The sequence below is a fragment of the Geobacter sp. PheSNFMC genome, assembly GCF_059620965.1.
The window spans coordinates 1-12297 of sequence record NZ_JCAMRN010000092.1 but is presented as its reverse complement, the minus strand read 5'-3'; the positions used below and the strand labels follow the sequence as shown (position 1 = coordinate 12297).

Sequence of the window (12297 nt, the reverse complement as noted above, 5' to 3'; positions counted from 1 at the left end):
CCCCCCCCCCCGCCACCGGGGCAGCGATAGATAGCCGACGGCATTCGACAGGAGGAGCAAGGTGAACGGCACGCAGCAGAGTGAGAACGTGGCGCAGAAATCGTGCAACAGCAAACAGGTGGAAGAACTGCACCGGCTCAAGGAGCAGATTGAGCTGCAGGAGGCCCTTTTCAACATCAAGCACAAGATCGTGGTGCTGTCGGGCAAGGGTGGCGTGGGCAAGAGCTCGGTGGCGGTCAACCTGGCCGTGGCCCTCTCGCTCAGCGGCAAGAAGACGGGATTGCTGGATGTCGATCTGCACGGGCCGAGCATCCCGACCCTTCTCGGCATCGAGGGCCGGCTTCCGGCAACTGCCGCCGCACGGATCGAACCGGTTCCCTACAGCGACACCCTCAAAGTCATGTCGGTAGGGCTGCTGCTGCGCGACCGGGCAGAGGCGGTAGTCTGGCGGGGGCCGGCCAAGCATGGCGTCATCAGGCAGTTTCTGGCCGCCGTGGCGTGGGGCGACCTGGACTACCTGATCGTCGACTGCCCGCCAGGGACCGGTGATGAGCCTCTCTCGGTGATCCAGCTCCTGGAAGGGGCGGAGGGCGCCGTCATCGTCACCACTCCCCAGGACGTGGCGCTCACCGACGTGCGCAAGTCGGTCACCTTCTGCCGCCAGATGAAGCTGCCGGTCATCGGCGTGGTCGAGAACATGAGCGGCTTTGTCTGCCCCCACTGCGGCGAAGGGATCGACATCTTCAAGAGCGGCGGCGGCAGGCTCATGGCCGATGAAATGAACATACCGTTCCTGGGCAGGATCCCGCTGGACCCGGCCATGGTCAGAGCCGGCGACGAGGGAGAGCCCCTGGTGGAATACCGGGCCGACTCCCCCACGGCACAAGCCTTTGCCGCTATGGTGGCGACTGTCTCGGCCCGGTGCGATGCCGCCGACAACGCGGCACGGGAGAGTGGACAATGAAGGTCAGGATCCTGTTCTGCCCCACCTGAAGCCAGTATCCCATTGCGGCCGGTCTGGCCCGCTTGATCGAGCAGACGGAAGGGGATGTATCGGTGGAACTCGACAAACAGGCACCGCGGAGCGAGTTTGCCGTGTACCTGGACGGAGAGATAATCTTCTCCCGCCTCGAACGGGGCCGGATGCCGGAGCCGCTGGACATCATCCCGGCAATCCGCGCCCGGCGCCAGGGCACCTCGGGCTGAAAGGACTGCGTACGAACGTCTTAGAAGAACTCAGAAAAACTACCCTCCGGCAGAATGCGAAGGTGAATTCCCGGAATGGCTGCCGGTCGATGTACTGAGCATCGCCGACGCCCCGAGAGGTATAAAGCAACCCGGCAAAAGCAGCGTTGCGCGATCAGGCCTTCCGCCGGCGCTGATCGCGTTTTTCGCGGCCGGCCAGGGCCGCCACCTCCGCCGGGCTGAGGGGCCGGTACTCCCCCGGTTTCAGGTCGCCGAGCGAGACCGCGCCGTATCTCACCCGGCGCAGGCGGACCACTGACAGGCTCACGGCCTCGCACATGCGGCGCACCTGGCGGTAACGCCCCTCGTGAATCACGATGGAGAGCCAGGTGTTGTTGTCGCTCTGGCTGGACACCTCCACCTTTGCCGGCGCCGTTGGTCCGTCGTCCAGCTCCACGCCGGCAGCCAGGCGCCGGACCTGCTCCTTGGCAACCGAACCCCGCACCCGGACCAGGTATTCCTTGTCCACCTCGTGGCGGGGATGGGCGAGCCGGTTGGCCCAGGCACCGTCATTGGTGAGCAGCAGAAGCCCCTCGGTATTGTAGTCGAGCCGTCCCACGGGAAAGACGCGGACATCGAGCCCCTTGAGGAGATCGGTGACAATGGGTCTCCCCTCCGGGTCCCTGAGAGTGGTCATGTAACCGACGGGCTTGTTGAGGATGAGATAGACCTTCTTCTCCGCCGGACGGACCGGCTGCCCGTCCACGGTTATCCGGTCCCGCTCCGGGTCGGCCTTGCTCCCCAGCTCGGTAACGACCGTGCCGTTCACCGCCACCCGCCCCTCGGTGATGAACCGTTCCGCCTCGCGCCGGGACGCGACCCCCGCCTGGGACAGCAGCTTCTGCAATCGTTCTTCCATATGCCCCTCTAAAAAGACTAAAGGCCGAAGACCGGGTAATTCCCCGCAAACGTCTCCAGCCTTCAGACTGTCAGGTTGCCCGGAGGCGGTTGCCGCCCCCGGTGCGTCTCGGCCCTACCCCTCGATGAAACGGCTCATCTTGCGGAATTTCTGGTACCGCTCCTCCACCAGCTGCTCCGGGGGGATCGCCTTCAGCTCCTTCAACTGCCGGGCGATGGCGTCGTGGAGGGTCCTGGCCATGGTCTCATGGTCGCGGTGGGCGCCGCCCAGGGGCTCGGGCACGATCTCGTCGATAACCTCAAGCTCCTTCAGGTCCCTGGCGGTCAGTTTGAGGGCCTCGGCGGCCTGTTCACCCTTGGTGCCGTCGGACCAGAGGATGGCGGCGCACCCCTCGGGGGAGATGACGGCGTAGATGGAGTACTGGAGCATGAGGACCCGATCGCCCACGGCGATGGCCAGCGCCCCGCCGGAGCCTCCCTCGCCGGTGACCACGACAATGATCGGCACGGTGAGGGCCGCCATCTCCCTGAGGTTGCGCGCAATGGCCTCGGCCTGGCCCCGCTCCTCGGCGCCGATGCCGGGGAACGCGCCGGGTGTGTCCACAAAGGTGATGATGGGCAACCGGAACCGCTCGGCCAGCTCCATGATCCGCAGGGCCTTGCGGTACCCCTCGGGGTTGGGCATGCCGAAATTGCGGTAGACCTTCTCCTTGGTGTCGCGCCCCTTCTGGTGGCCGATGACCACCACCGGCTCGCCGTCGAGCTTTGCCAGGCCGGCGACAATGGCGTGATCGTCGCCGAACAGCCGGTCGCCATGGAGCTCGGTGAAATCGGTGAAGATCAGGTTGACGTAGTCCAGGGTGAAGGGACGCTCGATGTGGCGGGCCACCTGGACCGTCTGCCAGCGGGACAGGTTGGAGAAGATCACCTCGCGCATCCGGTCGACCTTCTTCTCAAGCTTGGTCACTTCGCCCGCCAGTTCGGCGTTGGTGCCGGCCAGCTCGGCCAGTTCCTGCACTTTTTTCTCCAGCTCAACCACCGGCTTTTCGAATTCCATGAAATATTGGGCAGCCATTGAGTGTTCTCCTTTGGGTATGCGTTACCTTCTCGCTCTATTCAAACGCAACGGCATGATAGCCGAAGAGATTCTTGACCTCCACCGTCAATTCGTCGGAGGGCGCAACCATGCAGGAATCGGGCAGGGCAATGGTGGCGCGGCACTGGTCCGGGATGTCGATGGTGAGGGTGGCCTTGCAGGTACCGGGATGGCGGAGCATGATCGCCTTGAGCTCCTCCAGGCGATAGCGGTCGAGGCCGTCCCCCTGCAGGGCGAAGATCACCCGTGAGGTCTGCCGCGCGGTCACGTCCCGGAGGGGAACCACGTCGCTGGCCATGATCTTGGCGCTCTTCTCCCCCTTGTCGATGGTGCCGGTGACCAGCAGCGGATCGTCAGACTTGAGGTATTCCGACGCCTTGGCAAAGACCTCGGGGAAGACCACCACCTCCACGGAGCCCACCAGGTCCTCCAGGGTGGCAAAGGCCATCCGGTCCCCCTTCTTGGTCATGAGCTCCTTCATGGTGGCCACGATGCCGCAGATTTTGACCTCGCTCTTGTCGGCCCGCTCCTCCAGGGTGGCGGTGTCAGCGGTGGTGAAACGCCGGATGTCCTTCTCGTGGCGGCCCAGGGGATGGCCGGTGATGAAGAAGCCGAGGGCCTCCTTTTCCTGGGCCAGCAGGAACTTGTCGTCCCATTCGGGCAGATCGGGGAGCTGCACCTTTCCCTTGCCGTTGCCGTTGGTCCGGACGATCTCCTCGGCACCGAAGAGCGACACCTGGGCGCTTTCCTTCTCCTGCTGGATCTTCTGGCCCAGGGACATGGCATCTTCAAGAGCTGCCGTGAGCTGGGAGCGCCGCCCGCCGGTGGAATCGAAGGCGCCGCACTTGATCAGGGATTCCACCACCCGCTTGTTGACCTTGCGCAGGTCAACCCGCTCGCAGAACTCGAAAATATCCTTAAACGGGCCGTCGCACCGGGCCTCGATGATGGCCTCGATGGCCGACTCGCCCACGTTCTTGACCGCGCCGAGACCGAAGCGGATGGAGTTGCCCAGAACCCGGAACGACAGATCCGAGGCGTTGATGTCCGGGGGCAGCACCTCGATCCCCATCTCGCGGCAGTCGGCGATGTTCTTGACCACCTTGTCGGTGTTGGCCATGTCCTCGGTCAGGAGCGCGGCCATGAACTCCACCGGATAGTGGGCCTTGAGGTAGGCGGTCTGGTAGGCCACCAGGGCATAGGCGGCCGAGTGGGACTTGTTGAACCCGTACTCGGCGAACTTGGCCATCAGGTCGAAGATGGCGCCGGCCTTCTGGAGATCGATGCCGTTGTTTTTGGCCCCTTCCAGGAAGATGTCCCGCTGCTTGGCCATCTCGGCCGGGTCCTTCTTGCCCATGGCCCGGCGCAACAGGTCGGCGCCGCCCAGGGAGTAGCCGGCCAGGGAGCGGGCGATCTGCATGACCTGCTCCTGGTAGACGATGACCCCGTAGGTGTCCTTGAGGATCGGCTCCAGTTGCGGCAGGTCGTAGACCACCTTCTTGCGGCCGTGCTTGCGGTCGATGAAGTCGTCCACCATGCCCGAGCCGAGGGGGCCGGGACGGTAGAGGGCGCAGACGGCGATGATGTCCTCGAAGCAGGAGGGCTTGAGCTTGCGGAGCAGTTCCCGCATCCCCGAGGATTCAAGCTGGAAGACGCCGGTGGTGTTGCCGGCCTGGAGCAGCTTGTAGCTCTCCTCGTCGTCGTCCCCCAGGACGGCGATGTCGAAGTCCGGCTTTTTGTCGGCTCTAATGTGCCGGACCGCGTTGAAGATGACCGTCAGGTTCTTGAGCCCCAGGAAGTCGAACTTGACCAGCCCGATCTTCTCCACGTACTTCATGGAGTACTGGGTGGTGAGCGAGCCGCTTTTCTGATCCTTGTAGACCGGGCAGAACTGCTCCAGCACATCGGGGGCCACCACCACGCCAGCCGCGTGGGTGGAGGCATGGCGGGCAAGCCCCTCCAGGCGCAGGGCCACCTCCAGCAGCTCCTTCACCCGCGGATCGGCCTCGGCGGCCTCATTGAGCTTGGGCTCCTGCGCAATGGCCTTTTCCAGCGTAATGCCCAGGACTTCCGGCACCAGCTTGGCGATCCGGTCCACCTCGCCGTAGGTCATGTCCAGGGCGCGCCCCACGTCGCGGATGACGGCCCGGGCGGACATGGTCCCGAAGGTGATGATCTGGCAGACCTTGTCACGGCCGTACTTCTCGGTGACATACTGGATCACCTCCTCGCGCCGGTCCTGGCAGAAGTCCACGTCGATATCGGGCATGGATATCCGCTCCGGGTTCAGGAAGCGCTCGAAGAGGAGGTTGTAGGGGATCGGGTCCAGGTCGGTGATCCGGATGGCATAGGCCACCAGCGAGCCGGCCGCCGAGCCCCGGCCCGGGCCCACGGGAATGCCGTGGTCCTTGGCCCAGTTGATGAAGTCGGCCACGATCAGAAAGTAGCCCGGGAAGCCCATCTGCTTGATGCAGGCGAGCTCGATGGCGAGGCGGTCCCAGTAGGCCTGCTCCTGCACGGGAGTCATGGACGGGTGCTTGACCCGGATGGCGGTCAGGCGCGACTCCAGCCCCGTGCGGGCAGCCTCCTCCAGCATCTGATCAAGGCTCAGGCCAACAGGGGGCTCGAAGCGAGGGAAATGATAGGTCTTGAAGTCGAAGGAAAGATCGCACCGCTCGGCGATCTTCACGGTGTTGGAGATCGCCTCGGGCGCATAGTGGAATGCGGCGGCCATCTCCTCGGGGGTCTTCACGTAGAACTCGTCAACGGAGAAGCGCATCCGCGACGGATCGTTCATGGTCTTGCCGGTCTGGATGCAGAGGAGCACCTCGTGGGCCCGGGCATCCTCCCGGTTGAGATAGTGGCAGTCATTGGTGGCCACCAGCGGCAGACCCACCTCCCGCGCCACCTCCAGCAGCCCCCGGTTGGCCTTGTCCTGCTCAACGAGGCCGTTTTCCTGAAGCTCGATGTAGTAGCGGTCCGGAAAGAGATCGGCATACCAGCGGGCCACGTCCACCGCCTCGGCGATCCGGTCGCGTTCGCACAGATAGGCAACCTCGCCCTTGAGGCAGGCGGAAAGGCAGATGAGCCCCTCGGCGTTCTCGGCCAGGACCTCCTTGTCGATGCGCGGCTTGTAGTAGAACCCTTCCTTGAAGCCGATGGAGACCAGTTTGGACAGGTTCCGGTAGCCGGTCATGTTCTCGCACAGGAGCAGCAGGTGGTAGCCGGCGCCGGCCTCCCCTCCCCGAGCCTCCTTGACGAAACGGGAGCCCGGCGCGATGTAGACCTCCGCGCCGATGACCGGCTTCACGTCCTTGTCCTTGCATTTGAGGTAGAATTCCATGGCCCCGAACATGGCGCCGTGGTCGGTGATGGCCACGGCGGGCATGTCGTGGGACTTAACCTTTTTCACCAGGTCGCCCAGGCGGATGGCGCCGTCGAGGAGGGAGTACTGGGTATGGAGATGGAGATGGACGAAGCTCATTGATATCCCTGTGGACAGGCCCCGCGGCAGCACGCGGGGCCCTGAAGCACATACAACGATGGGAGCCGCGGTACCCTGCAACTCCCATTTTTACTCCAGCTAAAAATGTTCCCGATTATGTCACGAAACACCGGACCCTGTCAACACGCCGGGACTACCGGCCCGCCGGCGCAGCGATGTGCCGGCGGCCTGAATTTACCGGCAGCGCGCTCTCTTCTCCCGCTGCTGTTTTCCCATGCCTCCCTGGCGGAAATCGCCGGCGCGTGCTATACACTTAGCATAAACGGAACAGGGGCGGACACGCTCCGCCGCCCCGGAGGAACGATAGCTGATGAATCCTGACACGGTCTTCTACAAGGAACTGATCGACAATCTGTACGACGGCGTCTACTTCGTGGACCGGGACCGGCGCATCACCTACTGGAACCGGGGGGCCGAACGGCTCACCGGCTACGGGGCCGGCGACGTGACCGGTTCCCGCTGCCGGGACAACGTCCTGTGCCACACGGACTGCGACGGGCTCAGCCTCTGCGAGGAACTCTGCCCCGTTGCCCATACCCTTGAGGACGGCGTGTGCCGGGAAGCCGAGGTTTTTCTCCATCACCGGGCCGGCCATCGCGTACCGGTCAACGTGCGGGTTTCCCCCATCAGAAACGGCGCCGGGGCAATCGTCGGAGCCGTGGAGATTTTCAGCGACAACTCCGCCCGGCTCTCGGACCTCCAGCGGATCGACGAGCTTCAGCAACTCGTCTTTCTGGACCCCCTCACCGGCGTGGCCAACCGGCGCTACATTCAGATGTACCTCCAGTCCAAATTCGACGAGATGTTCCGGTACGGCTGGCCCTTCGGGGTCATGCTCCTGGATCTGGACCACTTCAAGGAGATCAACGACAGTTTCGGGCACCAGATGGGAGACGACCTCCTCAAAATGGCGGCCAGGACCCTGCGCAATGCCGTGCGCTCCTACGATCTGATCGGTCGTTGGGGCGGCGAGGAATTCATCGCTGTCATCACCAACGTGAAAGAAGACAGGCTGCACGAGATGGCCGAGCGGTTCCGCCGCCTGGTCGAGGAGTCGAGCATGACGGCCGGCGACACCATCGTGCGGGTGACCGTCTCCATCGGCGCCACCCTGGCAACCTCGGACGACACGGTGGGGAGCCTGCTCAAGCGGGCCGACGAACTCCTGTACCGGAGCAAGGGGGCAGGACGCAACTGCGTCACCTGTGCATAGAACATGAAAAAGATCATCAAGCAGCGCTCCCGCAAAGCAGGCCTTCCTCCCGGCAGCCTGGTCCACATCGGCGAGCAGACCGGCGAACCGGTCCGGATATCCATTGTCGACTATGACGAAACGAGTCTCAGCGAGCGGGAAACGAACGACATCGCCGACTGTTTTTCCCAGCGCGACCAGCCGGGGGTGCGGTGGCTCGACATGGAGGGAATCCACCGGCCCGAGTTGCTCAAGGCCCTGGGAGAATGCTACGGCATCCACCCCCTCACCCTCGAAGACATCCTCAACACCGACCAGCGCCCAAAACTGGAGGACTTCGACGACTACCTCTTCGTGGTCCTGAAAATGCTCTCCCTCCAACCGGACGGCTCCCTTGCCGCCGAGCAGGTCAGCTTCGTGCTCGGCCCCTCGTTTCTCATCTCCTTCCAGGAGGGATTCAAGGGCGACCTCTTCGACCCCATCCGCCAGCGCCTGAGGGAGAACCGGGGCAAGCTCCGCAAAGGAGGGGCCGATTTTCTCCTCTACTCGCTCATGGACGCCATCGTGGATTACTACTTCGTGATCCTCGAAGACCTGGCCGAGCGGATCGAGGTGCTGGAGGAGGAAGTCATCGCCGGCCCCGGCCGCAAGACGGTCGTGAAGATCCAGCACCTCAAGCGGGAGACCATCTTCCTGCGCAAATCCGTCTGGCCCCTGCGGGAGGTGCTGGGACGGCTGGAGCGGCGCGAATCGCCCCTCGTGCGCGGAGAAACCGTCATCTACCTGCGGGACGTCTATGATCACAGCATCCAGATCATCGAAACCGTGGAAACCTTCCGGGACCTCCTGTCGGAGGTCCTCGACATCTACCTTTCAGCCATCGGCAACCGGACCAACGAAGTAATGAAGGTGCTCACCATCATCGCCACCATCTTCATGCCACTCACCTTCATCGCCGGGGTCTACGGCATGAACTTCCGCTACATGCCCGAGCTCGAATGGCACTGGGGCTACCCGGCCGTTCTCCTGCTGATGCTCCTGGTGAGCCTGGGCATGGGGATTTTCTTTCGACGCAAGCGGTGGTTATAGCTCAGGGCTATCACAATAAATCGTCTGATAAAAATATGTCGGGCGCTTTGGACAAACCACTAGTCGTCGGCTATGCTATTACGCAATCGTGATTCTATCGCAGCCTGTCAGTAATTCTTTTGACTCCATCCATCAGGAGGTCATGACACCTGCATGCGTACCTTCAAGAGCCTGCTTCTCCGTCCCGTCCTGGCCGTTGCCGTCTGCCTGACCCTTGCAGGCCACGCCAACGGCGCCTCCCGTTCCTACCAGCGCTCCGTAGAGAGCTACAGCATGCCCGACGTAACCCTCATCAACCAGGACGGGAAAAAGGTCCGGTTCAAGGAACTCGTCGAATCGAACCGGCCCCTGGTGGTGGACTTCATCTTCGGCACCTGCACCACCATCTGCCCGGTCCTTTCCGCCACCTACACCAATCTCCAGACCAAACTGGGCGCGGACATGAAAAAGATCCACCTGGTGTCCGTCTCCATCGACCCCGAGAACGATACGCCCCAAGTCATGCGCGAGTATCTCGCGCGCTACCGGGCCAAGCCGGGGTGGGATTTTCTGTCGGGGTCGCGCAGGGACATCGACCGGGTGATGAACGCCTTCAACTCCTACTTCCGCAACAAAATGGACCACAAGCCCCTCACCTTCATCCGTTCGCCGGCCGACGGCAAATGGACGAGGATCTACGGCCTCATCAGCAACGTCGAATTAATGAATGAACTTACCAAAGCGGGGTTGAAATGATCTGCGTGACCGGTAAACGTCTTGCACTTTCCGCTGTTGCCATGCTGCTCGCGCTGCTGTGCGGGACCGCGGCAGGCCGTGCCGCGGAGCCGCCCGCCGCGTTGTCCCCCGACGAGATGCGTCTGGGCGAACGGATGTACCGGGAGGGGGTTCTCCCCTCGGGTGCCCCCATGAAGGCGTTCGTGAGCGGAGACGTGCCGGTGGACGGCACGGCATTCACCTGCGTGAGCTGCCACCTGCACAGCGGCCTCGGCTCCTTCGAGGGAGAGGTGGTGACCCCCCCCACCAACGGCCGGGTGCTCTACCAGGAGCGCAAACCGTTCATTCCCGGCTCGGAATTCATCCCTTCCATTTCCAACTATGCCAAGCACCTGCCGGTCAGGCCGGCCTACACCGACGAAACGCTGGCAAGCCTGATCGCCACGGGGATCGACCCCACCGGCCGCTCGGTGCTCTACGTGATGCCGCGCTACGAGCTGGGGGACCGGGACATGGCGATCCTTATCGCCTACCTGAAGGCGCTCTCCGACAAGCCGTCCCCGGGCGTCGGCGCTTCGGAAATCAAGTTCGCCACGGTCATCGTGGACGGCACGGACCCCGTTGCAGTGGACTCGATGCTCACCCCCATCCAGTTCAGCATCGACCGGAAGAACAGCCTCGCCCTCGCCGCCCGGAAGAATTACCGGGTGGCGCGCATGGCGTACAACATGCTCGGCGACCTCCACAGCATGACCTTTTCCCTGTCACGCTGGATCCTGAGAGGTCCGCCCGAGACTTGGCGGGCCCAGTTGGACCAGTACTATCGCAACGAACCGGTATTCGCCCTGCTGGGGGGCATCTCCGGGGGGGAATGGGAGCCGGTTCACCGGTTCTGCGAGGAGAACCGCATCCCCAGCCTCTTCCCCGTGGTCGACTACCCGGTGATTTCAGACTCCGACTGGTACACGCTCTACTTTTCACGCGGCGTCAGGCAGGAGGGAGAAGCCGCCGCCCGCTACCTCAACGGCATGGCCGGCCTCTTCAACAGCCGCCCCGTGGTCCAGATCATCAGGGAAACCCGCAAGGGCGAAACCCTGGCCGATGGGTTCCGCGCCACCTGGCAGCAGAGCGGACACGCCGCCCCCCTCGACATCCGCCTGCCCAAAGGGGAACGCCTCACGGACAAGCGGGTCCGGGAGATCCTCGACACCCACCGCCCCGCGGCACTGCTGGTCTGGGACGACGATTCGGCCCTGCCGGCCCTGGCCGGTGCTGCCGCAGGCCAGGAGGAACAGCCGACGGTCCTCCTGGCCTCCGGCACCTATCTGGGCAAGACTCTCTGGACCATCCCCGAACCGCTGCGCGAACGGCTCTACCTGACCTACCCCTACCGGCTGCCCCAGGAAGACGTCCGCTTCGACATCGCCGTCAAAAAGGTATTGCCCGGCAAGGATATCCAGTCATTCGACCAGAAGATCATCCGGGAATCGTTCATCGCCGCCGAGGTCCTGGGCAAGGCATTCATGGAGATGCGGGCGGAATACTACCGGGACTTTCTCATGGACACCATCGGCATGATGACCGACATGTACTATCCCCTCTACGAGCGGGTCAGCTTCGGTCCGGGCCAGCGCTATGCATCCAAGGGGTGCTACATCGTCCAGCTCGGCAAGGGAGAATCGCCCAAACTCGAACGACGCAGCGAATGGGTCATTCCCTGACCCCACGGGAGAACGCCATGCTGAAAAACCTGCTTGCCCCCCTGCTCCTCCTGAGCCTCGCACTCCCTCCCTGCGGCCACTGCCATGGGGATGAAGGGGAACGGGTGTTCATCGTCAAAGATTACCGCTACCAGCCCGCAGAAGGCTCCGGGGCCGACCTGCAGGTGGGCCGGGATCTTTGCGGGACCCGCTGCAACGCCCTGTCGTTCAATTATCTGAACGTAATCGAGCCGGGCGGCTGGAGGATGATCAAGATCACCGACCACAGCGAAATCACCGTTGACCTGGGCAATCCCTTTCTGGACGGAGCGTGCGTCTGCATCGGCGACGAATACGTCGTAAAGATCGATGATCTCAACAGGGTGAGATAGAACGACGCCGGATGGAAGACCACCCTCGACACCACCGGCAGCGCTGCTGCCGACGCACATCCCGATCAGCCACATCGCGTATTAACAACAAATAATTTCTCAAAAAACCTGTCACCCGTTTACACGATATATACAGAGCAGTATACTTTTCGATACACAATCCGAACACCCAACCAAGCCAAACCGTTCAAGCCGTGCCTTAAAGCCGATTCGATGACGCCACATCCGTGTTGAGTATCACCTTTTCAGAAAAGGAGAACAGGTCATGAAAAGACTGATGGGAGCAGTAACCGGATTGCTGATTTCCGGCGTTCTGGTCGCGTCGGGCATGGGAGCTGAGCCGTCCAAGGCGACCCGTCACAAGCGCGCAAAGGAGAAACAGCCTGCGCACTATGACGTGAATGCCCCTGACAGCAAGGTGCCCCAGGCCCAGAGAAACGTGGTCAAAAAGCGAGAAGATGCGAAAAAACGACGCGATGAACTGCGCAAAGTGCGTGACGCAACCA

General features: G+C 62.9%; 11 protein-coding genes. 8 read left to right on the top strand and 3 right to left on the bottom strand.

Annotated elements, in window-relative coordinates:
• Positions 1-61 precede the first annotated feature (61 nt).
• Positions 62-964, top strand: a complete 903-nt coding sequence (locus AC6CDK_RS16540; protein ID WP_039645314.1) for an Mrp/NBP35 family ATP-binding protein — start codon at positions 62-64, stop codon at positions 962-964.
• Positions 961-1206: an Rdx family protein gene (locus AC6CDK_RS16535; protein WP_082021142.1), complete on the top strand. Its 246-nt coding sequence runs from the start codon at positions 961-963 to the stop codon at positions 1204-1206. The genes AC6CDK_RS16540 and AC6CDK_RS16535 overlap by 4 nt, the downstream gene beginning before the upstream one ends.
• Positions 1207-1360: 154 nt before the next feature.
• Here AC6CDK_RS16535 and AC6CDK_RS16530 read toward each other — a convergent pair whose 3' ends face one another.
• The 3 genes from AC6CDK_RS16530 to dnaE form a co-directional block, all read right to left on the bottom strand.
• Positions 1361-2104, bottom strand: coding sequence for a pseudouridine synthase (locus AC6CDK_RS16530; protein WP_039645316.1), 744 nt, complete (start codon positions 2102-2104; stop codon positions 1361-1363).
• Positions 2105-2218: 114 nt separating this feature from the next.
• Positions 2219-3178, bottom strand: a complete 960-nt coding sequence (locus AC6CDK_RS16525; RefSeq protein ID WP_039645318.1) for an acetyl-CoA carboxylase carboxyltransferase subunit alpha — start codon at positions 3176-3178, stop codon at positions 2219-2221.
• A gap of 37 nt (positions 3179-3215) precedes the next feature.
• Positions 3216-6683, bottom strand: coding sequence for a DNA polymerase III subunit alpha (dnaE, locus tag AC6CDK_RS16520; protein ID WP_039645320.1), 3468 nt, complete (start codon positions 6681-6683; stop codon positions 3216-3218).
• Positions 6684-7014: 331 nt separating this feature from the next.
• On the opposite strand from dnaE, the gene AC6CDK_RS16515 reads away from it, so the two are divergent.
• The 6 genes from AC6CDK_RS16515 to AC6CDK_RS16490 all read left to right on the top strand — a co-directional run.
• Positions 7015-7917: a sensor domain-containing diguanylate cyclase gene (locus AC6CDK_RS16515; RefSeq protein ID WP_039645323.1), complete on the top strand. Its 903-nt coding sequence runs from the start codon at positions 7015-7017 to the stop codon at positions 7915-7917.
• Positions 7918-7920: 3 nt separating this feature from the next.
• Entirely contained in the window at positions 7921-8985 is a 1065-nt protein-coding gene (corA, locus tag AC6CDK_RS16510; protein ID WP_039645325.1) for a magnesium/cobalt transporter CorA, read from the top strand.
• Positions 8986-9138: 153 nt separating this feature from the next.
• The gene (locus AC6CDK_RS16505) at positions 9139-9720 is read left to right on the top strand and encodes an SCO family protein (RefSeq protein ID WP_192905318.1); all 582 of its coding nucleotides are present in this window, start codon (positions 9139-9141) and stop codon (positions 9718-9720) included.
• Entirely contained in the window at positions 9717-11420 is a 1704-nt protein-coding gene (locus AC6CDK_RS16500) for an amino acid ABC transporter substrate-binding protein (RefSeq protein ID WP_066357566.1), read from the top strand. Before AC6CDK_RS16505 ends, AC6CDK_RS16500 begins: the two co-directional genes overlap by 4 nt.
• Positions 11421-11437: 17 nt before the next feature.
• Entirely contained in the window at positions 11438-11791 is a 354-nt protein-coding gene (locus tag AC6CDK_RS16495) for a hypothetical protein (protein ID WP_039645331.1), read from the top strand.
• 265 nt (positions 11792-12056) lie between these two features.
• On the top strand, positions 12057-12297 hold a 241-nt coding region (locus AC6CDK_RS16490), incomplete at its 3' end, for a hypothetical protein (protein WP_496639921.1).

Excerpts from the sequence above, each read along its gene's own strand:
- AC6CDK_RS16530 (WP_039645316.1), bottom strand. The coding sequence starts at position 2,104 with ATGGAAGAACGATTGCAGAAGCTGCTGTCCCAGGCGGGGGTCGCGTCC.
- AC6CDK_RS16525 (WP_039645318.1), bottom strand. The coding sequence starts at position 3,178 with ATGGCTGCCCAATATTTCATGGAATTCGAAAAGCCGGTGGTTGAGCTG.
- dnaE (WP_039645320.1), bottom strand. The coding sequence starts at position 6,683 with ATGAGCTTCGTCCATCTCCATCTCCATACCCAGTACTCCCTCCTCGAC.
- AC6CDK_RS16515 (WP_039645323.1), top strand. The coding sequence starts at position 7,015 with ATGAATCCTGACACGGTCTTCTACAAGGAACTGATCGACAATCTGTAC.
- corA (WP_039645325.1), top strand. The coding sequence starts at position 7,921 with ATGAAAAAGATCATCAAGCAGCGCTCCCGCAAAGCAGGCCTTCCTCCC.
- AC6CDK_RS16505 (WP_192905318.1), top strand. The coding sequence starts at position 9,139 with ATGCGTACCTTCAAGAGCCTGCTTCTCCGTCCCGTCCTGGCCGTTGCC.
- AC6CDK_RS16500 (WP_066357566.1), top strand. The coding sequence starts at position 9,717 with ATGATCTGCGTGACCGGTAAACGTCTTGCACTTTCCGCTGTTGCCATG.
- AC6CDK_RS16495 (WP_039645331.1), top strand. The coding sequence starts at position 11,438 with ATGCTGAAAAACCTGCTTGCCCCCCTGCTCCTCCTGAGCCTCGCACTC.